Consider the following 21,916-nt stretch of genomic DNA (forward strand, 5'->3'; position numbering starts at 1 on the left):
AGGAACTCTACTCCGGAGCTCTGCCAGCGGCCACGGCAGCGGAACGCGGCCCTGTCCTTGCGGCGCTGAGGCGGAGGCTGAGGCGGCACCTGAGGCGGCCCCCTTCATCCTGGACAGCGAAAACCGCATTATGCGCCCTCATCCCTCCGGGGGAAAGTCAATGACGCGCGCTTTACATGGAAGATCCGCGTCAGTTCGCGGATTTTTGGAATTACATCACGAAAGTTTGACTAAAAGGTTGGCCTAAGTAAGGCTTGCCTTGCTCTGAGTGTTTTCCAAGCCCGAGAAGAGGACCACCGCCGTGACGTTGCTGCCCCCCGTTCATGAGATGTCAGCGAGCGAGATCTACGCCGACCAAGGAATTGCCGACGACGCCGGCGCGGGCAAGGCACCTCCGGGCCACGCTTATCCCGATTTTGGGTCCCGCGTAGAGCTTGCTTTGTCCGCCAGCAATCATCTCTTCAACGCCCGCAACGCCCCGCGCTACGTGGCCCAGGTGCTGCAGGGCGTCAACGCAGTGGCCACCAAACTCGAACGGACCACCCGGCCGTTCACCGGCGTCGGCCCCTCGGAAATGAAGCGCCGCGTGCGGGAGGTGGACCTGGACCGGCCGCTGCCGGATACGGCAGCTGCACTGGAGGAACTCGAGGAGGTCTACCTCCGCGACGCCGTCTACTTTCACGATCCCAAATACGCCGCCCACCTGAACTGTCCCGTGGTCATCCCGGCGCTCGTGGGCGAGGCTGTCCTTTCGGCCGTGAATTCATCCCTGGACACCTGGGACCAGAGCGCCGGGGGCACCATGATCGAGCGGCGCCTCGTAGAATGGACCGCCGACCGCCTGCACCTCGGCGCCGCTGCGGACGGAGTATTCACGTCCGGCGGAAGCCAGTCCAACTTCCAGGCGCTCCTGATTGCGCGCAACCACGCCGTGGCGGCCCTGCGGCAGAACCCCGAAGCCGCGGGGCTCAGGCTCCCTGCCCTGCTGGACAGGCTGCGCATCTTCACCTCCGAGGACAGCCACTTCAGCATCCGGAAGTCGGCCTCCATGCTGGGGCTGGGCTACGATGCGGTGGTTCCAGTGCGCTGCGAAACTGACCACCGCATGGATCCCGCCGCCCTCGCGGAGGCGCTCGCGGACGCCCATGACAGCGGGCTGGTGCCGATGGCCGTCGTGGCCACCGCAGGCACCACCGACTTCGGTGCGGTGGACCCGCTTGCCGAAACCGCCGCGCTGGCCCGTGCCTACGGATCCTGGTTTCACGTGGACGCCGCGTACGGCGGAGGGCTCATCGTGTCGGGGCGGTACCGGCATCTCCTGACAGGCATTGGCCTGGCGGATTCCGTCACAGTCGACTTCCACAAGACGTTCTTCCAGCCGGTCAGCTCAAGCGCGCTGCTGGTCCGGGACGGCGCCATGCTCCGCCACGTGACCTACTACGCCGACTACCTGAACCCGGAAGCCGCCGCCCTGGCCGAGATTCCCAACCAGGTGGACAAGAGCATCCAGACCACTCGGCGCTTCGATGCGCTCAAACTGTGGCTGACCCTGCGGATCATGGGAGCGGACGCAGTCGGAGCGCTGTTCGACGAAGCGATCGACCTCGCCGGGAGGGTGGGCGCTGTGTTGGCGGCGGATCCGGACTTCGAACTGGCCGCCCGGCCCCAGCTCAGCACGCTCGTCTTCCGGTACAGGCCGCTGCTCGATGACGGAACGCGCCTTTCCGAGGAGGAGGCGGACGTTCTGAACCCCGCCATTAGGGCTGCAGTCTTCGACTCGGGCGAAGCGGTGGTGGCCGGCACAAAGGTGGGCGGCCGGCATTTCCTCAAGTTCACCCTCCTCAACGCCGAGGCCACGCTCGAGGACATCAGTGAAATCATCAGCCTGCTCCGCGGAACCGGTGCTGCGCTGCTGCACCGGACGGAGTCGGCAGCATGAGCACGCCAGCCTTTGACACTTCCAGCGCAGCCCGCATTTACGACATCGCCGGAATCGGCGTCGGGCCCTTCAACCTGGGTCTCGCCGCGCTGAGCGCCCCCGTTGAGGGACTCGACGCGGTGTTCCTGGAGCGCCGCGAGTCGTTCGACTGGCACCCGGGCATGATGCTGGAGCCCGCCCACCTGCAGGTGCCGTTCATGGCGGACCTCGTGACGCTCGCTGACCCCACCTCCCCTTATTCGTTCCTGAACTTCCTCAAGCAGACCGGACGGCTCTACCGCTTCTACATCCGCGAAAACTTTTACCCGCTGCGCGCCGAGTACAACCAGTACTGCCAATGGGTGGCAGGCCAGCTCGACTCGGTGCGGTTCGGCACGGACGTCCGGGACATCACGTACGACGACGGCGTGTACACGCTGTCGGTGGACGGTCCGGCCGGCGCTGAGGTGCTCCGCGCGCGGCGGCTGGTGCTCGGCACCGGAACGTCGCCGTATGTGCCGGCCGCCTGTGACGGCATAGTCGATGCGGCAGCCAACGGCGGCGGAGTGGTCCTTCACAACGCCGATTACCTCTCGCGGAAGAGTGAACTCCAGAAGCAGCGCAGCATCACCATCGTGGGCAGCGGCCAGAGTGCGGCGGAAATCTACTACGAGCTGCTGCAGGAGATCGACGTCCACGGGTACCAGCTGAACTGGGTCACCCGCTCGGGCAGGTTCTTCCCGCTGGAGTACACCAAGCTCACGCTGGAAATGACGTCCCCGGAATACGTGGACTACTTCCACGGCCTCCCGCAGGAGCGGCGCGACGGGCTCACCAAGAGCCAGAAGAACCTGTACAAGGGCATCAATGCCGAGCTCATCGACGCCATCTACGACCTCCTGTACACCAAGAGTCTCTCCGGCCTCGTGGACACGAGGCTGTTCACGCACTCTGCGCTGACCGGAGCGTCCTGGGACCCCGCCTCGGGGTCGCATACGCTGCGGCTGCGGCATGAGGAACAGGGCGCCGACTATTCACTGGACACTGAGGCCGTAGTCCTGGCCACCGGCTACAGCTACCGCGAGCCGGCATTCCTGGCAGGAGTGCAGGACCGGATCGCCCGGGACAGCAACGGCAGGTTCGCCGTAGAGCGAAACTACAGCACCGGCGTCGAACCCGGCGAAATCTTCGTCCAGAACGCCGAACTCCACACCCACGGCTTCGTCACCCCGGACCTCGGAATGGCTGCGTACCGGAACTCATGCATCCTGCGCGAAGTCACCGGCCGGGAGGTCTACACCGTGGAGCGGAGCATCGCCTTCCAGCAGTTCGGGGCGCCTCAGTCCTTTCCCCAATCCGATCCCCTTCAACACCTACCCCAGCAGATGGAGTTTCCCATGCCACAGTCCCACGTTTCCGCAACCACCCAGATTGGGGATGCATCATGAGCGCCTCAACCATCGATCTGCAGATCCTGGCGGACTCAGCGCACGTTGACGCGGTACTCCGCTGCTGGGTACGGGAACGCGGGGTGCCGGTCGATGGCGACGGCATCTTCACTGCGGTTCCTGGCACTCCGCTGAACGTGAGCGCACGCTGCACCCACTTCTCCCGGACAGGCCTGCACAGCTTCACCGATGTGGCGGTGGTGCACGCCGATGGGACGCGGCATCCCGTGGGCGCCGAAGAATTGCTGGCTCTCCTGACAACAGGGGCGGAAGAACAGGAACGTTCGCTCCTGCTGAGCCGCACGCGGGAATCCATCCGCAACGTCAGCACCTTCGCTGCGCGGGAACGGAGCGCTTCGCTGGACGGGCCGTTGTTCCTGGACGGTGAGCGATCCCTGCTCCTTGGCCACCTGCAGCATCCCGCCCCGAAAAGCAGGGACGAACTCAGCGCAGCCGAACTCGAGGCGTACTCGCCCGAGCTCGGTGGCCGCTTCCAGCTGCATTGGTTCGAGGCCCATCGCTCGGTGGTTACGCAGGACCAGGCCGCGGCCGCGCCTTCTCTCGGGGGCAAGGACGTGCACGAACTGCTGGCCGCCATCGCCGGGTACAGCCCTGCGCCCGGTCACGTGCTGATCCCGGCACACCCGTGGCAGGCGGAGGCAGTCCAGCAGCGCCAAGCAGTCCAGGAACTGATGGCCGCCGGGCTGCTGCAGCCGCTGGGCCCCCTGGGTGATGAGTGGTGGGCCACGTCAAGCCTGCGCACGCTCTTCCACCCTGACCAGCCGGTGATGCTGAAGGTATCCACGGGACTGAAGATCACCAACTCCGTCAGGGAGGCGACCGCCACGGAGCTCAAGCGGGGCGTCGAGGTAAACCAGCTCATTGATGCCGGCTATGTCAGCTACAGCGATCCGGACTTCACGATCGTCAGGGACCCTGCCTGGGCGGCAGTCATCGACCCCTCGGATGCGACCGGCGGAACCCTGACCGGACTCGACGTCTCCCTCCGCGAGGTTCCGGAAGGAGTGGACCGGCTGGTGTGCCTGGCCGGCCTGATTGCGCCTTCGGCCCCCTCCGCCACCTCCGGCGGCCCGGGCGCGTGGGGGCCCAGCCTGCTCGCCCGCTGGTGCGGTGATCCCGCGGCCTGGCTGGGCAGTTACGTTGACCGGGTGCTTCTGCCGATGCTGAGCCTGTACGCCAGCACGGGCATCGGGCTCGAAGGCCACCAGCAGAACACCCTGGTCCGGCTGGACGCCGACGGCCGGATCACGGGAGGCGCCTACCGCGACAACCAGGGTTACTACCTGGCCGCTTCCCGCCTGGCCGACGTCCTGGCCTGCACGGGCGAGGAAAGCAGCACCCTGGCCGTCGTCGATGACGGCATCGTCGACGACCGGCTCACCTACTACCTCCTGCACAACCAGGTGCTCTCCCTGGTCGGATCGATGGCAGCCGAAGGAATGGCGGATGAGGAAATCCTGCTGGCGGTGGTCCGTGAGCGCCTGCAGGCGGCGCTCCCGGCCCTGGCCGAAGCAGGCCCGGCCGGGGTGCGGCTGGTGAACCGCTGGCTGAACGCCCCGTCCCTGCCGTGCAAGGCGCACCTGGCGACCCGGCTGGCCGGAATCGACGAGGTGGTGGCGCCGCTGGACGCCCAGTCGGTCTACCTTGACGTTCCCAATCCATTGGTGGTCAGCGCATGACGAGCCTGAACTGGAACCGGAACCTGGTGTTGGAGGGGCACGTCCTGCGGCTGGCCTCGCCGGCTGACGCCGAAGGCCTGGCAGGGCTCATGGCAGAGCCCGACGTCGAGCAGTGGTGGCACCAGGCGTGGGAGGTGGACAGATGGGAGGAATACGTTACGGGTCTGCTCCATGACCCTGACAGCCTGGCGCTGACGCTGGCCGAAGGAGACCGCGTGACAGGGTACGTCGAGGTCTACCGGGTGGCAGCCGACGTCCTTGGCCGGTATATCGACCACACGCAGACCGACCTTGGGATGCACCTCGCCCTGGGGGAAGGCTCGCGGGGACGGGGACTGGGTGCACGCCTAATCCGCGGGGTGCTGGACAGCGCCCCGGAGATCCTGCCCGGCTGCGGACGTCTTGTGGCGGAGCCGGACTTTCTGAACAAACGGTCCCACCGCGCTTTCGGCGACGCCGGCTTTGCGGCAGTGGATGCCGTGCAGCTGCCTGATAAGACTGCAATGCTCATGGCTGCCGAGCCTCCGCTGCCTTGGCGGGACACAGGGTCGTCGCTTGAGCATGCGAATAGAGCCAACCGCGAAGGAGCCCCGCTGTGACCTATCTGCCATCCGCAAGGCTTCTGGCGAAGCTGATCGGAGCATTGCTCTCCGAGGAACTGCTCAGTGCGGAATCAACCAGTGCCGAACCAGCAGAGGCGGAACCAGCAAAAACGGAGCACCTGCAGCTCCACCTCGACAGGTCGTCCTACCTGTTCCAGGCCAGGCGGACCGGCTTCGGCTCCTACGTTGTCGATCCGGAAACCATCCGCCGGGTCAGCCGGGGCGTGCTCGGCGACGCCGAGAGCGAACCGGCGGACGACCCGGGGCGGTTCGTCGTGGATGCGGCCAGCACGCTGGGCCTCACCGGGACGACCGTGGCCAACTACATCGCCGAGCTTTCCGCAACACTCGCCGCCGACGCGCAGCTGGCAGCGAAGGGCATCCCCGCGAAGGAACTGGTGCGCCTGCCGCATGCCCAGATGGAAGGACAGCTGACCGGCCACCCCCTGCTGGTGGCCAACAAGGGAAGGCTCGGCTTCTCGGCGTCCGACTGCGAACAGTACGCCCCGGAAGCCGGCAAGGCGCTGCGTCCGGTGTGGCTTGCCGTGTCGCGCCGGCTGGCTGAGTTCCGGTCTGTTCCATCCATGTCGGAGCAGGACCTGATCGACCGCGAACTGGATCCCGCGACGCAGGAACGCTTCAATGCCGTCCTGCGCGATGCCGGGGCCGACCCGGCCGGCTACGTGCTGCTCCCTGCGCATCCATGGCAGGTGGATCACGTGGTCCGGCAGCTGTGGTCCGGAAGCCTGCTGTCCGGTCAGATCGTGGTCCTGGGGGAACAGGAGGACCACTACCTGCCCACACAGTCGATCCGTACCCTCGTGAACGTTGATGAGCCGTCCAAACTCCAGATGAAGCTGCCGCTGAAGATTCTCAACACCTCGGTGTACCGGGGCATCCCCAGGCACTGCTCGCTGGCGGCTCCGATGACCACGCACTGGATGCGTTCCATCTGGGACGCAGACCCCTTCCTTAACCGCCACACCGTCCTGCTCGGTGAAGTTGCGTCCGTGACGGTGCGCCACCCCCACCTGGCGGACTACCCCGGCGTGCCCTATCAATGGGACGAGACACTGGGCTGTATCTGGCGGGAGCCCGTGGACCCCGCCCTTGCGGAGGGCGAGACGGTCTGGCCGTTGGCGATGGTGCTGCATGAGGACCCGATGGGTGACACGGCGGTCGAAGCGCTGGCCGAACTCTCCGGCCGCGAGCTGGCGGACTGGCTCGCAGCACTGGTGTCCGTTACGGTCCGGCCGCTGCTGCACCTGCTGCACACCTACGGGGTGAGCGTGAACCCGCATGGCGAGAACCTCATGGTCATTTGTGACGCCGAGGGAATGCCGAGCCGGCTCGTCATCAAGGACCTCGTCGACGACGTGTGCGTGAGCACCGACCCGGTTCCGGCGCGTTCCTGGGAACCGGACGGCCACGTCCGTGTCCTGCCCCGCAAACCATGGCACGTGCTGCGGCAGTACGTTGTTGACGCGCTGTTCCTTGGCGTGTGGGCCCCGCTCGGTGAGTTGCTCGATCTCCGGGACCTGCCGGTGGCATCGGCGGACCTGTGGAACCTCACCCGCGATGTCATCGCGGACTATGCCGAGTCCCATCCCGGGCAGGCTGCCCGGCTGGAAGCCACCGGTTTCCTGGGGAAGGAGTTCGGACGCTACCCGCTCAACGGCTATCGCCTGCGGCTGGGCTACACCGATCTCGATACCCGGCCGCCCGTACCCAAGGCAGGAACCATGCCGAACCCGATGTACAGGCCCTGAACCGCATGTCCTGCCTTATGGCACCCCTTCCCGGGACCGGCGCGTCCCGGGAAGGGCGGCGCTAAGCTAGCGTCATGACGACAGCCCTCATCACCGGTGCCACCGCGGGGCTCGGCGCGGAATTCGCCCGGCAGCTCGCGGAACAGGGCCACGACCTCGTGCTCGTGGCCCGCGACGGGGAACGCCTGCAGACGACCGCAGCGGCGCTGGAACGGCGGTACGGCACCACGGCGGAGGTGCTGCCCGCGGACCTGACCGACGACGCCGGGGTGGCCGCCGTCGTCGCCCGTCTCTCCGATGCCGCCCGTCCCGTCGAGGTGCTGGTGAACAATGCCGGCATGGGACTGCTCGAGGACTTTGACCGGAACAGCATCGAGGATGAGAGGAATCATCTGAAACTGCATGTCCAGACGGCCATGGAGCTCAGCCATGCTGCCTTGCAGGGGATGCTGGAGCGCGGTTCGGGACGGATCATCAACGTGGCCAGTGTGGCGGCGTTCCTTCCCCGCGGTTCCTATTCCGCGGCGAAGGCGTGGCTGCTCACGTTCAGCCGCTGGGCCAACCTTGCTTACTCACCGCGGGGAGTAAAGGTCACGGCGGTCTGCCCGGGCTTCGTCCACACCGAGTTCCACGACAGGATGGGGATGGACAAGTCCGTCGCACCTGGCTGGACGTGGCTGCGTGCCGGAAGGGTGGTCCGGGAAGGCCTGGCCGACAACGCCCGGGGCAAGGCGGTGTCCATTCCGACGAAGCGCTACAAAGTGCTGGCAGCCGCCGCGCGGATCCTGCCGGACAAGATCACCGCTGGCCCGCCGAGGAAACCGAAGGCTCCGGGGGAGAATTCCGCCGCGAACGGATAAACACCACCACCAGGATGCCGGTCACGGCCCCCACGGCTGTCTCGACTCCCCGCTCGGCAATGAGCACGTAAGGGTCGTCCGGCGCCGCCAGTTGGGTCATCAGGAGGATGACCGGCGTGAAAGAGACCATCGCCAGCCCGTAGTGCCGCGCCATGAACAGCTCGGTGGTGAACTGAAAGATGATGACCAGGACTGCCAGGATGGCCGCTTCGGCTCCCGGGAAGTGGGGGAGCGGGGCCCAGGGGCCGGGCAGAAGCACGACGGCGACAATCACCAGCCCCAGCAGTGTTCCGACGATACGGTGGATGCCGCGGTGGACGCTGCTGGGCAGGTCCGCGCCGGCGAGCGGGACAGCCGCGGCCGCCATGGCCCAATGCGGGTGGCCGCTGCCGGTCAGGACACCCACAGCACCGGCAGTGCCCACCGCGACTGCGTAGCGCGCGGCGTGCACCACGGCCCGCTGCCGCAGCTGCCCCTGCAGCCTGACGGGTTGTCGCTTTGCACGGGGGACCCACACCCGGCCGCGGATCCAGCCGCCGAAACCCACGAAAAGTGAGAAACCGGCGGATGCCGCCGCGATGAGCAGTGCAACGTACCAGGGAACGGCCGTGGGTATTGATGCGCAGGCACCCAGGGCAAGGATGCCGAAAAAGGGGCCGTTGGGCTTGAGCCTCACCCTGTCTGAGTACAGCGAGCCAGCACCTGCCAGCACAGCCTCCACGCCCACGAGCCACCAGGAATGGAGATGGTTAACAGACAGGAACACGCCGACCGCCACGCCGGACAGCAGCACGAGCGCAGCCTGCAGCTGGTGCCTGAGCCGGAGTTGGTGTGGCTCATTGCGGCCGTACATCCCGGTCAGGGCGCCAAAGACGGCGTAGGTGATCAGGTCAGGCCGGCCGGCGAGCAACAGGAGAAGCGACGGAACCGCCACGCTGATGGCCACCCGCAACGCGGAAACGTGGTCATTGTTCGCGGGTCCCAGGCTGTGAAGCTGCCGGACGTGCCTCAGGACAGGCCGCACGGCAACTCCTCCAACTCATATGGTCCGCCGTCCTCCACGGTGCGGCACTCTCTAAAGGGACATACCCATTGAAACTAGCACTGCGCATGGCAAAGGCCCGCCCGGTGTGCTTCCCCCAAGGACAGCACGCCGGACAGGCCTTCACCGCGGACGCGGGGCGGTGCATCAGGCGTTGGCGGGAACCTTGTCCTTGTCCTTGTCCGCCTGTGCCGCCAGGATGTCCTTCTCGGCGTCCACGGTTTCGAACGGCAGCTCGTCCAGGTCAAGCAGCGGGTTGTCGTCCTGGCCGGCCACCAGTTCCCGGGCCTCCGCCTGCGTATCCACGCTCGGCATCGAACCCGGCAGCGGGCGACGCGCCGACTCCTTTAGGAAGTAGATGGCGATCGCACCAATAGCCGAGGTGGCCATGAGGTAGTACGCCGGCATCATGTCGTTGTCCGTCGCGGAGATCAGTGCGGCAACGATGAACGGAGTGGTGCCGCCGAAGATCGCTACCGAGAAGTTGTACGCGATCCCCATGGCGCCATAGCGGCTTGCCGTGGGGAACTGGGCGGGCAGCGCCGAGGCCAGGTTGGCCACGTAGAACGTCACCGGGAAGGCCACGAGGGCCAGGCCAGCCAGCGTGGACCAGGTGCTGCCGATGCCGATCAGCATGAACGCCGGGGCAGCCAGCACGATGGTGCTCCCCGCGCCGATCCACAGGACGGGGCGGCGGCCGATGCGGTCGGACAGCTTGCCGGTCAGGGGGATGCACAGGCTCATGATGATGAGGACGGGAATGGTCAGCAGCGTGCCGTGGACCGGATCGTAGCCCTTGGACTCGGTGAGGTAGGTCGGCATGTACGAGGTCAGGGCGTAACCGGCGGTGTTAGCAGCGGCTACGAGGATCATGGCCACGATGAGTGAACGCCAGTAGGCCTTGACGATTCCGACCGGGCCCTTGACTGCGCCCGCGTCTCCGGCCGCGGCGTCCTTGGCCTGCTCCTCCTGGGCATCCAGCGTTGCCTGGAACTGCGGGGATTCCTCGATCTTGCTACGGAAGTACACGGCGATGAGGCCGAGCGGGCCGGCAACGAGGAACGGCAGGCGCCAGCCCCATTCCTCCATGGCGGACTGGCCCAGCGTCAGCTGGAGCACGGAAACCAGGGCCGCACCGAGGGCGAATCCGAGGTAGCTTCCCAGATCCAGGAAGCTCGCGAAGAAGCCTCGGCGCTTGTCCGGGGCGTATTCGCTGACGAAGGTGGTGGCACCGGCGTATTCGCCGCCGGTGGAGAATCCCTGGACAATCTTGAGCAGCACCAGCAGGCCGGCTGCCCAAATGCCGATCTGGGCGTAACCCGGGAGCAGGCCAATGGCGAACGTGCTCGCCGCCATGAGCATCAGGGTGGCAGCAAGGACCTTTTGGCGGCCGATCTTGTCACCAAGCCAGCCAAAGATCACTCCGCCGAGCGGGCGGGCGATGAAGGTCGCTGCGAAGGTGCCCAGCAGAAACAGGGTCTGGACCTTGGCATCGGCTTCGGGTAGGAACACGGGCCCCATCGTGGTGATCAAGTAGCCGAAGACGCCCACGTCGTACCACTCCATGGTGTTGCCGACAATCGTGCCGCCGAGCGCTTTCTTCAGCATCGGCTGGTCTACGACGTTGACGTCGGACTCCTTGAGCCGGCGACGCGCGAGAAGCTTTGGTTTCTTCACACCTTGGGGTGCAACTTGGTTGGTTCTGCCGGCGTTCAGAACGCCTGCTGAAGAGTCGGTCGTGCTTCGGTCTATGGGCATTTGGGCGACTCCTGTGGAGGTCATTTGCTTGCGACTTGTAGCTGCCCCGCTCCGGGCAGGCCTTCAATTTTACGCGAATTGCATGGCGGCCCTGAGTTTCGTGCCGTATGATCCGGCGTTTCAGCCCGGAATGCGGCTCAGATCCCGGACATGTTTTGCCCGGTTTCACCCCGTCATTCAGCGGAATTTCGACTCTTGCAGGCATCGTTATCAAAAATTTTTGTTTCAGGACCCGTTTTGGGACCGAAATCAGGGGTATTGGGGCTCCGGCGGACCGCCGGGAACGCCCGTATCGGCGCCGGGAAATCAGCGCGCAGTGAACCGTTCGGCGCCGGTGTTCGTCTGATCGGGTAAGCCCGGTGCGGGAGCCGGGAGCGTGGAACAGGATTGGCAATTCCAGTCAGGGGTGTTCGGCATGGACTATGTAATCAGCGGTCTGCCACTGCATGTACTGGTGGTGCACGGCACTGTGGTCTTCGTGCCGCTGGCCGCTGTGTGCACGTTGCTCAGCATTGTTTGGCCTGAGGCGCGCCGGCGCCTTGGAATCGTGACCCCGTTCCTTGCCCTGGTGGCCCTCATCCTGGTCCCCATCACCCAGCAGTCCGGCGAATGGCTGATGCAGCGGGTGGACACGACCCCTGCGATCACAGCCCACTCCAACCTCGGCGGTACACTCCTGCCCTGGGTTATCGGTGTGTTCATCGTGGCCGTGGCGCAGTGGCTGTGGTTCCGGTACGGAACCACTCAGGCGGACGGACTGCGGAGCAGGCTCGGAACCGCCGGCAGCCGCGTTGCCGGAGCAGTCGCCGTCGTCCTGGTTCTTGTCCTGTGCAGTGGGACGGTCATCGCGGTGGTGCAGATCGGAGAAGCCGGATCCCGCGCTGTCTGGGAGGGCTCCTTTAGCAGCGATGCCCAGGACTGAAGGCCTTGCGGGGGTTCCCGCCCGGCAGGTTTCTGCATATCGTGGAGCCATGGGAACACTGATCTTTGAGTAGGTGGCCGTCCGGCCGCTGACGGATTGCTCCGTTGCCCGCCGTCCCGCCATCCACACCAAAAAATCCACGCCTGTTGAGGCATTGCCTCCGCGGTGTTCCCGGTATCGCCGGAAATCCAGACTCCGGCCAGCCGGCAGCCCGAAGGCAGTCCTGCAATGGCTTCGTTTCATCGGGGAAAGGAAGAACAAATGGCTGACACGAACAAGGGACGCTCCATCAAACCAGAGGTGGCATCACACCTGGCCGAGTCAATGGACAGGCCGCCGCTGCCCACGCCCGAAACCATCGCAGTCACTTCGGCCATGGGTGGCGGGCACCAGTGGCCAGACGGCAACGGCAAGCACCGCCATCCCAAGGACCGCGGCTCGAACCGTGGCCGCATGGGCCAAGGGGCCGCTGTGACCGCTGTCCACCGGACCAGCCGTCCGCAGATGCCGCACTCGTCCTAGCTGCTGAGGACTCGCAAATGGTCTGAGGATACGCAAACGGCCTGGTGACGCGCGAATTCGAGTGTCGCCAGGCCGTTCGCGTGTCCCGGGAGGCTTTGCGCCTCGCATGAAGTCGAGCGGTCAGTGGCCGGGGGATTCGGAGACGACATCCTCCGGCGTTTTGTCCAGGCGCCAGCCGCGCCACACGGGATGCCTGAGCTTTCCGCTGCCGGTCCATTCCCCGAATGTCACTTCGCCCACCAGGTCCGGCTCGATCCAGCGGGCGCCGGCGGCGTCGAGGGCTGGTACTTCCTCGAAAGGCGAGGTCTTTCGGGCCAGCCGTTCCATGGTTTGGCGCAGTTCCTTGAGTTCCTGCATGCTGAAGCCGCTGCCAACGCGGCCCACATACCGAAGCTTCTTGCCGTGCGGCAGCCCCAGCAGCAGCGCGCCCACGGTGTCGTTCCGCTCTCCCTTGCCGGGCCGCCATCCCCCAACCACGACTTCCTGGGTCTGCTCAATCTTGAGCTTGATCCACGACCGGCTCCGCTGGCCGCTGACGTACCGGCTGTCGGCACGTTTTGCCATCACGCCTTCCAGCCCGAGTTCCCGCGCGCTTTCCAGGATGTGCTCCACCCGTTCGTCCAGTGTTTCGGACAGATGCACCGGGCAATCCGACGGGCGGTAAAAGTCTTCGAGCAGTTCCCTGCGCTCCTCGGCAGGGCGCCGACGCAGGTCTTCACCGCCCTCGGCCAGCAGATCGAACAGCATCAGCCGCACCGGGATGGCAGCGCGGGCCCACTTCACATCGCCGGGTTTGGTCAGTTTCATCCGTCCCTGAAGGAGCCCGAAATCGGGCCTGCCCCGGGGCCCGACGGCGATGATCTCACCGTCCGCGATGAAGTCCTGCGGCGGCCAGCAGCCACGCTCAGTCAGTTCGGGGTAGCTGGCCGACATGTCGTTGCCGTTGCGGCTCAGGAGCCGAATCTTCTCCCCATCGGCCACTACCAGGGCCCGGATCCCGTCCCATTTGAGTTCGAAAAACCATTCGCTGCCGTGGAGATCCGCCGGTGTCCCGGCCGTCGCCAACATCGGCGCCGGATCCTCGATGATGGCGCTCTTGCCGGTGCCTGCGGCTGTGGCTGTGCCTGCGCTCGGGCCGGTCCCTGCTCCGGTGCCTCTGGACGGGGGTGCGGCCGGGGCTGCCGTGGCTGCGGCCACTGAGGGCGTGCCGCGCTTGCCCCGGATGCCATGTGGCTTCTCCATCAGGTGGATGAGCCACTGCCCCTGTCCGCCTTCGCCCTCCCCGGTATGGATCAGGGCGAATTTCCTGGTGCCCCCGAGGCCGCCGCCCTCCTGGCCCGTGAGCGTGGCGATCACTTCCTTGCCGTTGACCCACTTTTCCAGTTCGTAGACGCCTTTGTCCCAGATGCTGACGGTGCCGGCTCCGTACTGGCCCTTGGGGATGGTTCCCTCGAATTCGGCGTAGTCCATGGGATGGTCCTCGGTCTGGACCGCCAGGTGGTTCTTGGCCCCTGACTCCGGTACGCCCTTCGGCAGCGCCCATGAAACCAGCACGCCGTCGTGCTCTAGCCGGAAATCGTAGTGGAGCCTGCTCGCATGGTGCTCCTGGATCACAAAGATTTCCTTGCCATCCGTGGTCCCGGCCATCTTTTCGGCCCTTTTTTCTGCGGTGAACGGTTCCGGCGTCTGGTCCTGGTCCCGCAGGGACCGGTACTTGTGCAGCCTGGGGTCTCCATGGCCCCCGCGGCCGGGGCCTGCGCCGGAGGCCGCAGCGTGGGCCTGTTCACTGATCTCGTCCACGACGGCGAACGGGTCCTTGCCGCTCTTGACCCTGCGCATGACCTCTTCATAGTCCAGCTGCCCGAGCTTGGCGGAAGCCAGTTCCCGCCACGTGCGTGGAGCCGCCACGGTGGGCATCAGCCGGCCGCGCAGCGAGTAGGGAACGATCGTGGTTTTGGCGGCGTTGTTCTGGCTCCAGTCGACCAGGACCTTGCCCGTCCTCAGTGTCTTCTTCATGTCGCTGACTGCCAGCTCCGGATGGTCGGCCTCAAGGGCCCGGGCCAGTTCATGCGCGAATTCGGAAACTTGGTCTGAGGACTGGGTCCCGTCGAGCCCGGCGTACAGGTGGATGCCCTTGCTGCCGCTGGTTACCGGCACCGGGTCGAGCCCCACGTCCTTCAGGATGGCCCGGGCCAGCCTGGCCACCTCAGCGCATTCCTGCAGGCCCGCTCCTTCGCCGGGGTCCAGGTCAAGCACGATGCGGTCCGGGGGCAGGGCGCTGCCGTGAGAGTCAACCCGCCATTGCGGGACGTGGATCTCCAGTGAGGCGATCTGGGCCAGCCAGGTCAGGGTGGCGGCGTCGTTCACCAACGGATAGTAGATCGTGTTGGTCTTGTGCGTGATGGCGGCCCGCGGAACCCAGCCGGGTGTGGAGTGGTCAAGGTTCTTCTGGAAGAACATCTGCCCGGGCTCGTCCGCTGTTCCCACGCCGTGGACCCACCGCTTGCGCGTCGCCGGTCTGTCCGCCGCGGCCGGGATGAGGACCGGCGCCACGGCGGCGTAATAGGACAGGACGTCGGCCTTGGTGGTGCCGGTGGCCGGGTAGAGCACCTTGTCCAGGTTTGTCAGCGTCAGCTCGCGGCCACCGACGCGGACTCGTTCCTTACCGCCGGCCAAGGGGCTTCACCTCCGGGGCAGCGTGATGTTCACTTGTCTCATGAGAGCCATCTGGAAAGGTGCCATCGCGTTCGGGCTGGTCAACGTCCCCGTCAAGGTGTACAGCGCCACCGAGGACCACGACATCAGCCTCCATCAGGTGCATAACGCCGACGGCGGCCGGATCCGCTACCAGCGGCGCTGCGAGGTGTGCAGCAAGGTGGTGGACTATGCGGACATCGAGAAGGCCTACGAGAACGACGGCCGGACAGTGATCCTTTCCCGTGAGGAGCTCAAGTCCATTCCGGCGGAAAACAGCCACGAGATCGAAGTGGTTCAGTTCGTGCCGTCCGAGCAGCTCGATCCCATCATGTTCGAGAAAAGCTACTATCTGGAGCCTGACTCCAAGTCGCCCAAGGCCTACATGCTGCTGCGCCGGGCGCTCGAGGACACTGACCGTGTTGCGATCGTGCAGTTTGCGCTGCGCGACAAGACGCGTCTGGGTGCCCTTCGGATCCGCGACGATGTGCTGATGCTGCAGGCCCTGCTGTGGGCGGATGAGGTGCGCGAAGCGGAATTCCCTGCCCTGGACACTTCCATCCGGATCTCCGCCCAGGAGCGCGAGATGTCCGCCGCGCTGGTGGAGTCCATGGCTTCGGACTTTGAGCCCGAGCAGTTCACGGACGACTACCAGGCCCAGTTGCGCCAGCTGATTGAGGCCAAGCTGGAGAAGGGCGATGCCCTGGACACGGAAGAGACCTTCGGTGCCGAGGCTGCAGAAGGCGGCAAGGGCGAGGTGATTGACCTGATGGAGGCCCTCAAGCGCAGCCTGGACCGGAAACGCGGAGGAGGCGGGAGGGCAGCGAGTGGCTCTGACGAGTCCGAGGACGAGGCTGAATCCGGGAGCGATGAAGCCGAATCTGACGAGGCCAAATCTGAGGATGCGGGGACGGCCAAGCGGACCTCCGGCAGGGCCAGGACGGGTACTGCTGCCAAGAGCGCGGGCACGGGCAGCGCCGGCGCAGGCAAGGGCACGTCGAGCAGGAGCGCATCCAGCAGGAGCGCCGCCAAGTCGGACAGCTCCACGACGGACGGAACCGCGAAGAGCGGCGGCGCGAAGGCTGAAACCACGAAGCGTGCACCTGCGGCCAAGTCGGCGACCAAGACGGCGGCAGCAAAGTCCGGCACGAAGACGGCGGCCACCAAGACTGCTACCAAGACGACCGCCACCAAGACGACCCCCACCAAGGCAGCGAGGAAGGGCGCCTGAGGTATCGGGCACCCTGCCCGCCATTACCATGCGCGGCCGCTCAGGAGTTTCTGAGCGCGGAGACGAGTTCGCTCTTCTTTTTGCCTGAGTAGCCCTTGAGGCCAATCTCCTTGGCTTTGGCCTTCAATTGGTCCACCGTCCAGTCGTCGTAGTCCCCGGACTTTCCGCCCTTGTGGCCTACTTCGGACCGGCCCTTCTTTGCGGCTGCGTTCGAGATGCGGGCCGCCTTCTGCTTGGAGGCCCCTTCATCACGAAGCTTTTCGTAAACTTTAGGATCCTTCACGCTGGGGTTCTTTTTCTCGGGCATCGCTACCTCCAGGACTTTGTTCTTAGTGCTGGGTTCCCAGGGCTGGCGTCCCCTACGGGGCGTCTACCTCTCCGCGGTCAACGGAAGCCCGCCAGGCGCCGGTTTCGATGCCGCGTGACTCGATGAACTCCTTGAAGCGCAGCAGATCGGACTCGACCTGGGTTTCATCGACATGTGCCGCTGCTCCGGTCCTCTCCAAGAGCCCTTCCGGCTCCCACTCAAGCTCCACCTTCACCCGGCAGAGGTCCTCACCGAGCCCTTCGAAAGTGACCCTTCCGGCGTTGCGGGGCTTGTCCTTGCTGACCCACGCTATGCACTTGTCCGGCGTCTGCTCCAGGATCTGCGCGTCATACTCCCGCTTGACCCCGGCCACCCTGGTACGGAAATGCAGCGAAGTCTCATCGATTTGCTTGACGGACTCCACGCCCTTCATGAACCGGGGAAAGGATTCGAACTGTGTCCACTGGTTGTAGGCGGTGCTGACCGGAACTTCGACCTCGATGCTTTCGTGCAGGGTTGCCACTCTGTCATCCTCCTTCAGACCGGTGTCGGTGCATATGGAACGGCGCTTATGGAGCGCAGTGCTCATGGAACGCGGTGCTTGTGGAACCAGCGCTTGTGAACGGCGGAACCACGTTTCCAAACTAGTGGGGCTGAAGGGCAAAAACAAGAAATTAGTAAGTTTGCTTAGCTATCGGTTTTCGGCAGGTGAAAGAGTCCGGAAATGGCAGCGGCCGGCCCCTGCATAACTCCCGGTCTGTCGGGAAGCTGCAGGGGCCGGCCGCTATGAGGCCAGCGACTTATTCGGCGTCGTGGTCCGTCTCAAGGATCTGGACCAGGCGGTCGAGGGCGGCGTCCGCGCCGTCGCCCTCTGCCCGCAGCACCACAACGTCGCCGTGCGATGCGCCAAGGCTCATGAGGGACAGGATGCTGGCGGCGTCCATGGCTTCGTCTGCCGGCTCACCTTCGCGGGCGATGGTGATGTCGAGGTCAAACTCGCCTGCTGCCTCGGCGAAGATGGCTGCGGGACGTGCGTGCAGGCCTACTCGGCTGGCGACGGTTGCGGTACGTTCGGACATTTCTGCTCCTTGCAATTGCAGTGGTGATTGGGGTGCTGGAGGCCAGCGGATCAGACAGTTACTGGAACCTGCTCCACGGTATCAACGGACTTGCGGACGGCCCAGCGCTTAAGGGCAAGCACGACGAGGGCGGTGACCACCATTCCGGCCAGGATGGAGATGATGAACATCAGGAGGTTGCCGATGGCGAAGAACACGAAGAACCCGCCATGGGGCGCCTGCGATGTGACCCCAAAGGCCATGCTGAGGGCACCGGTGACCGCTCCTCCGGCCATGCTGGCCGGGATGACGCGCAGCGGATCGGCTGCGGCGAACGGAATGGCTCCCTCGGAGATGAAGGAGGCACCGAGCAGCCAGGCTGCCTTGCCGTTCTCCCGCTCGGCCAGGCTGAAGAGCTTCTTGTCCAGGACGGTTGCGAGGGCCATGGCGAGCGGCGGCACCATGCCGGCGGCCATGACGGTTGCCATGATCTGCCATGGCGCCTGGTTCGTGGCGCTGCCGGCGCTCAGGCCGGCGACCGCGAAGGCGTAGGCCACCTTGTTGACCGGCCCGCCGAGGTCGAAGCACATCATGAGGCCGAGGATGATTCCGAGGACCACTGCCGAGGCGCCGGTCATGCCCGAGAGCCAGCCGTTCAGTGCGGCGGTGAGGCCTGCGATGGGTCCGCCAAGAACCATGAACATCAGGCCGGAGGCGACGATCGATGCCAGCAGCGGAATGATGACGACGGGCATCAGGCCGCGCAGCCAGCGCGGTACGGCCCAGCTGCCGATCACGTGGGCGATGTAGCCGGCGAGCAGGCCGCCGACGATGCCGCCGAGGAAGCCGGCACCCATGAAGCCAGCCACGGCGCCGGATACGAAGCCCGGTGCAATGCCGGGCCTGTCCGCAATGGCGTAGGCGATGTACCCAGCCAGGGCCGGCACCAGGAAGCCCATGGAGAGGGCGCCGATCTTGAACATAACGGCACCCAGGTAGATGGCGAGGCCGCCTTCGGGAAGGTTGCCGAAGTTGTTTTCGAGAACAACGGTGTCAGCGACCTCGGTGATGTCGTATCCGCCCAGCAGGAAGCCCAGTGCGATGAGCAAGCCACCGCCGGCAACGAACGGAATCATGTAGCTGACGCCGGTGAGCAGTGCCCTCTTCAGCTTCTGGCCGATGTGCTCGCCCTTTTCGGCGGCTTCCTGCTCAGCCTGCTCTTCGGCGCCGAAGTGCGGAACGCGGCGGGCGTTGGGGTTGTCCGCGGCGTCCAGTGCTTCCTGCACCATCTTGGCGGGCTCGTCGATGCCGCGCTTGACAGGGGCGTTGATGACGGGCTTGCCGGCAAACCGCTCCTTGCCGCGCACGTCAACGTCCACGGCGAAGATCACGGCATCGGCGGCGGCGATGACGGCCGGGTCCAGCGGCTTGGCGCCCGAGGAACCCTGGGTTTCCACCTGCAGGTCAACGCCCACCTCCTGCGCTGCCGCCACGAGGGAGTCGGCTGCCATGTAGGTGTGGGCGATGCCGGTGGGGCAGGCTGTGACGGCAACGAGGCGCTTGGGGCCGCTCTTTGCGGTAGCGCCACCGGTAGCCCCCGGCATCCCGGCTGCTGATGCTCCTGCAGCGCTGGCCACCGGTTCCCCGGATGGCGTCGCGGCTGCGTGTGCGGCCGGCTTGTCAGCCAGCGCGCCTTCGACGAGTTCGACGATTTCCGCCTCGGTGGAAGCGGAGCGCAGCGCGCCGGTGAAGTCCTTCTTGATCAGGGACCGGGCGAGCTTGGACAGCAGCTTGAGGTGCTCCTGGTCAGCGCCGGACGGTGCCGCGATAAAGAAGATGAGGTCTGCGGGGCCGTCCTTCGCTCCGAAGTCAACCTTCTGGGAGAGCCGGGCCATGGCGAGCGTTGGCTCGGTCACCGCTGCCGAGCGGCAGTGCGGGATGGCGATTCCGCCGGGCACGCCGGTGGCGGTTTTCTGCTCGCGGGCGAAGGCGTCCGTGAAGAGGCCTTCGACTTCGCTGGCGCGGCCAACGGCGGCAACCCGGCCTGCGAGATGCCGGATCACGTCCTCGGGCGAATTGCCCAGGTTCTGGTCGAGCTCGACCAGGTCGGTGGTGATGAGCTGAGTCACTGTCAATCCTTCCGGAGAGCCGTGATGGTTACGGCATCGGGGGTGGTTTGGTGGACTGCCGGAACTGTGGAGCCCGGCAGGGATGCGGCTGCGGCGCCATGCGCCACAGCTTGACGGAGTCGGTCAGCCGGGGCGGCGCCCTGGTCTGCGGCGAGCAGGTAGCCGGCCAGCGACGAATCGCCCGCGCCGACCGTACTGACCGCGGTGACCGGCGGATGCGTGGCCAGCCACGCGCCGTCGGCCGTCACGAGGACAGCGCCCTTTGAACCGAGCGTTGCCAGCACGGCCCCCACACCGGAACGCACGACGGCGGCGGCGGCTGCTGCGGCAGCCTCCGGATCCGCTTCGAGTTCCTCAGCCGTGCTCACCGAGGCGAAACCTGCTGCGGCAGCGAGTTCCGCTAGCTCCTCGGCGTTGGGTTTGAGCAGATCCGGTTTCCCGGAAACTGCCCCTGCTGCATCGGCGGCGATTGCCGCCGCGAGCGGCGCCCCGGAGGAGTCTACGGCGATCTGCGGAACGCTGTTTCCAGTGTGCGCCGAACGCAGCCTCCGGGTGACGGTGGCGTAAAAATCGGCAGGAACTCCTGGCGGGAGCGACCCCGCGAGGACAACCCAGCTGGCGCCTTGGGCGCGTTCCAGCAGCAGGCCGATGAGGGCTTCCTGCGCCTCCTCATCGAGCACGGGGCCGGGCTCGTTGATCTTGGTGGTGACGCCGCCCGGCTCCGTGAGTGCCACGTTGGTCCGCAAGGGTTCGTGGATGGCCAGGGCGGCAAAGGGAACTTTGGCGTCGCGCAGTCCGGCGATAACGGGGTCCGAATCTGCCCCGGGCAGAACCGCGACGGTCTCGAGCCCGGAAGCCACGAGTGCGCGGGAGACGTTGACGCCCTTGCCGCCGGACTCCTGGCTCACGGAGACGGCGCGCTGCACTTCGCCGCGTTCGAGCGGCCCGGGAAGCGCGACCGTGCGGTCGAGGCTGGGGTTGGCTGTGAGGGTGACAATCATGCGATGACCACCTCCACGCCGGCGTCTGCGAGCGCCGCGGCTAGTTCTCGGCTGGGTTTGCGGTCAGTGATCACTGTGTCCAGATCTTTCAACGAGGCGAACTGGACCAGCGTTTCCGCGTCCAGCTTGGACGAATCGGCCAGCACCACAATGCGGCGGGCCGAATGGACGAAGGCAGCCTTGACGGCGGCCTCCTCGGGGTCGGGGGTGCTCAGTCCAAAGCTTGCATGGATGCCGTTGGTTCCCACGAAGGCGATGTCCGGGCGGAGCTTGTGTGCTGCATCCACGGTTGCTTGTCCGACGGCCGCCTTTGTCAGTCCCCGGACGCGGCCGCCGAGGATCTGCAGCGCGATGCCGGGCGTACTGGCAAGTTTGGCGGCGATGGGGACGGCGTGTGTGATGACCACGAGTTCCTGGTCCCTGTCGGCTCCCTTGGAAGCGGCCGTCCCGGTGCTGCGGCGGGAAAGGAGGTCGGCCAGGACCTCGGTGGTGGATCCTGCGTCGAGGACGATGCTGCTTGAGGGTCCCTGCGGCAGGAAGGCGAGGGCGGCCTCCGCGATGCGGAGCTTCTGCTCCTGGCGCTGAATGGTCCGTTCCAGGATGCTTTCTTCAGTTGTGCTGAAGCGGTCTGCTGAAACGGCGCCGCCGTGGACACGCCTGACGGTGCCGGCGGATTCGAGGGCGGCGAGATCGCGGCGGACGGTTTCGGTGGTGATCCGGAAGCGTTCTGCGAGGTCGGTCACGCTGGCGCGGCCGCTGGCTGCAACGAGCCCTGCGATCTGCTGCTGACGCTCCTCGGCGAACACATACCCTCCATTGCGTAAGTACTGCCCTGCGTTAGTACGGCGAAAACATCCGGTCATTCCAGATCAGGAAAGCGGCTTCACAATGACTGTCATCCAGTGATTGCCATCACATGATCTGCAATTACTTGACTTTATCTTCGTTCATGTTG

The 21,916-nt window shown here is 65.8% G+C and carries 18 protein-coding genes; 9 read left to right on the forward strand and 9 right to left on the reverse strand.

All coding sequences use genetic code 11. The features are described 5' to 3' along the window. Window positions 1-301: 301 nt before the first annotated feature. The 6 genes from ACIP90_RS05100 (at window position 302) to ACIP90_RS05125 (ending at window position 8,297) form a co-directional block, all read left to right on the forward strand. Window positions 302-1,939, forward strand: a complete 1,638-nt coding sequence (locus ACIP90_RS05100; protein WP_400577484.1) for a pyridoxal phosphate-dependent decarboxylase family protein — start codon at window positions 302-304, stop codon at window positions 1,937-1,939. Next, window positions 1,936-3,366: a lysine N(6)-hydroxylase/L-ornithine N(5)-oxygenase family protein gene (locus tag ACIP90_RS05105; protein ID WP_400577485.1), complete on the forward strand. Its 1,431-nt coding sequence runs from the start codon at window positions 1,936-1,938 to the stop codon at window positions 3,364-3,366. The genes ACIP90_RS05100 and ACIP90_RS05105 overlap by 4 nt, the downstream gene beginning before the upstream one ends. Next, window positions 3,363-5,066 (forward strand): IucA/IucC family protein, encoded by a 1,704-nt coding sequence (locus ACIP90_RS05110; RefSeq protein WP_400577486.1) that lies wholly within the window; start codon window positions 3,363-3,365, stop codon window positions 5,064-5,066. Before ACIP90_RS05105 ends, ACIP90_RS05110 begins: the two co-directional genes overlap by 4 nt. Next, on the forward strand, window positions 5,063-5,665 hold the full coding sequence (locus tag ACIP90_RS05115) for a GNAT family N-acetyltransferase (protein ID WP_400577487.1): 603 nt from the start codon (window positions 5,063-5,065) through the stop codon (window positions 5,663-5,665). The genes ACIP90_RS05110 and ACIP90_RS05115 overlap by 4 nt, the downstream gene beginning before the upstream one ends. Further along, window positions 5,662-7,437 carry an IucA/IucC family protein gene (locus tag ACIP90_RS05120; protein WP_400577488.1) on the forward strand — a complete coding sequence of 592 codons (1,776 nt, stop codon included), beginning with the start codon at window positions 5,662-5,664 and terminating at the stop codon, window positions 7,435-7,437. The genes ACIP90_RS05115 and ACIP90_RS05120 overlap by 4 nt, the downstream gene beginning before the upstream one ends. A gap of 74 nt (window positions 7,438-7,511) precedes the next feature. Then, window positions 7,512-8,297: an SDR family NAD(P)-dependent oxidoreductase gene (locus tag ACIP90_RS05125; RefSeq protein WP_400577489.1), complete on the forward strand. Its 786-nt coding sequence runs from the start codon at window positions 7,512-7,514 to the stop codon at window positions 8,295-8,297. On the opposite strand, the gene ACIP90_RS05130 is transcribed toward ACIP90_RS05125, so the two are convergent. Then, a complete protein-coding gene (locus ACIP90_RS05130; protein ID WP_400577490.1) occupies window positions 8,236-9,321 on the reverse strand; it encodes an FUSC family protein in 1,086 nt (361 codons plus the stop codon). The two genes, ACIP90_RS05125 and ACIP90_RS05130, sit on opposite strands and share 62 nt — an antisense overlap. Window positions 9,322-9,486: 165 nt before the next feature. After that, window positions 9,487-11,097 (reverse strand): MFS transporter, encoded by a 1,611-nt coding sequence (locus tag ACIP90_RS05135; RefSeq protein ID WP_400577491.1) that lies wholly within the window; start codon window positions 11,095-11,097, stop codon window positions 9,487-9,489. 415 nt (window positions 11,098-11,512) lie between these two features. Here ACIP90_RS05135 and ACIP90_RS05140 point away from each other — a divergent pair, with 415 nt between their 5' ends. Both ACIP90_RS05140 and ACIP90_RS05145 read left to right on the forward strand, forming a co-directional pair. After that, window positions 11,513-12,019 (forward strand): DUF2231 domain-containing protein, encoded by a 507-nt coding sequence (locus ACIP90_RS05140; RefSeq protein WP_400577493.1) that lies wholly within the window; start codon window positions 11,513-11,515, stop codon window positions 12,017-12,019. Window positions 12,020-12,280: 261 nt separating this feature from the next. Then, complete coding sequence (locus tag ACIP90_RS05145; RefSeq protein ID WP_400577494.1) at window positions 12,281-12,541, forward strand: hypothetical protein; 261 nt, start codon at window positions 12,281-12,283, stop codon at window positions 12,539-12,541. Window positions 12,542-12,661: 120 nt separating this feature from the next. Here the strand turns inward: ACIP90_RS05145 and ACIP90_RS05150 are convergent, their stop codons facing one another. Next, window positions 12,662-15,217, reverse strand: coding sequence for an ATP-dependent DNA ligase (locus ACIP90_RS05150; protein ID WP_400577495.1), 2,556 nt, complete (start codon window positions 15,215-15,217; stop codon window positions 12,662-12,664). 40 nt (window positions 15,218-15,257) lie between these two features. Between ACIP90_RS05150 and ACIP90_RS05155 the strand changes: the two genes are divergently transcribed. Beyond that, entirely contained in the window at window positions 15,258-16,466 is a 1,209-nt protein-coding gene (locus ACIP90_RS05155; RefSeq protein WP_400577496.1) for a Ku protein, read from the forward strand. A 40-nt stretch (window positions 16,467-16,506) separates the two neighbouring features. Here the strand turns inward: ACIP90_RS05155 and ACIP90_RS05160 are convergent, their stop codons facing one another. The 6 genes from ACIP90_RS05160 to ACIP90_RS05185 all read right to left on the reverse strand — a co-directional run bounded on the left by ACIP90_RS05160 (window position 16,507) and on the right by ACIP90_RS05185 (window position 21,767). Then, window positions 16,507-16,773, reverse strand: a complete 267-nt coding sequence (locus ACIP90_RS05160) for a Rho termination factor N-terminal domain-containing protein (protein ID WP_400577498.1) — start codon at window positions 16,771-16,773, stop codon at window positions 16,507-16,509. Between the two features lie 52 nt (window positions 16,774-16,825). Next, on the reverse strand, window positions 16,826-17,296 hold the full coding sequence (locus ACIP90_RS05165) for an SRPBCC family protein (protein ID WP_400577500.1): 471 nt from the start codon (window positions 17,294-17,296) through the stop codon (window positions 16,826-16,828). A gap of 277 nt (window positions 17,297-17,573) precedes the next feature. Next, window positions 17,574-17,852: an HPr family phosphocarrier protein gene (locus tag ACIP90_RS05170; RefSeq protein ID WP_076799084.1), complete on the reverse strand. Its 279-nt coding sequence runs from the start codon at window positions 17,850-17,852 to the stop codon at window positions 17,574-17,576. Window positions 17,853-17,902: 50 nt separating this feature from the next. Beyond that, the gene (locus ACIP90_RS05175; protein WP_400577501.1) at window positions 17,903-19,960 is read right to left on the reverse strand and encodes a fructose-specific PTS transporter subunit EIIC; all 2,058 of its coding nucleotides are present in this window, start codon (window positions 19,958-19,960) and stop codon (window positions 17,903-17,905) included. Window positions 19,961-19,962: 2 nt separating this feature from the next. Beyond that, on the reverse strand, window positions 19,963-20,961 hold the full coding sequence (locus ACIP90_RS05180; RefSeq protein WP_400577503.1) for a 1-phosphofructokinase family hexose kinase: 999 nt from the start codon (window positions 20,959-20,961) through the stop codon (window positions 19,963-19,965). Further along, window positions 20,958-21,767 carry a DeoR/GlpR family DNA-binding transcription regulator gene (locus tag ACIP90_RS05185; protein ID WP_400577504.1) on the reverse strand — a complete coding sequence of 270 codons (810 nt, stop codon included), beginning with the start codon at window positions 21,765-21,767 and terminating at the stop codon, window positions 20,958-20,960. Before ACIP90_RS05185 ends, ACIP90_RS05180 begins: the two co-directional genes overlap by 4 nt. Window positions 21,768-21,916 lie beyond the last annotated feature (149 nt).

It is taken from the genome of Arthrobacter sp. NPDC093139 (assembly GCF_044754165.1).
Lineage (GTDB): Bacteria > Actinomycetota > Actinomycetes > Actinomycetales > Micrococcaceae > Arthrobacter.

What these genes read in the sequence shown, in the direction of transcription:
- ACIP90_RS05105 (WP_400577485.1), top strand. Translation starts at nt 1,936, where the DNA reads ATGAGCACGCCAGCCTTTGACACTTCCAGCGCAGCCCGCATTTACGAC.
- ACIP90_RS05110 (WP_400577486.1), top strand. Translation starts at nt 3,363, where the DNA reads ATGAGCGCCTCAACCATCGATCTGCAGATCCTGGCGGACTCAGCGCAC.
- ACIP90_RS05115 (WP_400577487.1), top strand. Translation starts at nt 5,063, where the DNA reads ATGACGAGCCTGAACTGGAACCGGAACCTGGTGTTGGAGGGGCACGTC.
- ACIP90_RS05125 (WP_400577489.1), top strand. Translation starts at nt 7,512, where the DNA reads ATGACGACAGCCCTCATCACCGGTGCCACCGCGGGGCTCGGCGCGGAA.
- ACIP90_RS05135 (WP_400577491.1), bottom strand. Translation starts at nt 11,097, where the DNA reads ATGCCCATAGACCGAAGCACGACCGACTCTTCAGCAGGCGTTCTGAAC.
- ACIP90_RS05140 (WP_400577493.1), top strand. Translation starts at nt 11,513, where the DNA reads ATGGACTATGTAATCAGCGGTCTGCCACTGCATGTACTGGTGGTGCAC.
- ACIP90_RS05145 (WP_400577494.1), top strand. Translation starts at nt 12,281, where the DNA reads ATGGCTGACACGAACAAGGGACGCTCCATCAAACCAGAGGTGGCATCA.
- ACIP90_RS05155 (WP_400577496.1), top strand. Translation starts at nt 15,258, where the DNA reads ATGAGAGCCATCTGGAAAGGTGCCATCGCGTTCGGGCTGGTCAACGTC.
- ACIP90_RS05160 (WP_400577498.1), bottom strand. Translation starts at nt 16,773, where the DNA reads ATGCCCGAGAAAAAGAACCCCAGCGTGAAGGATCCTAAAGTTTACGAA.
- ACIP90_RS05170 (WP_076799084.1), bottom strand. Translation starts at nt 17,852, where the DNA reads ATGTCCGAACGTACCGCAACCGTCGCCAGCCGAGTAGGCCTGCACGCA.
- ACIP90_RS05180 (WP_400577503.1), bottom strand. Translation starts at nt 20,961, where the DNA reads ATGATTGTCACCCTCACAGCCAACCCCAGCCTCGACCGCACGGTCGCG.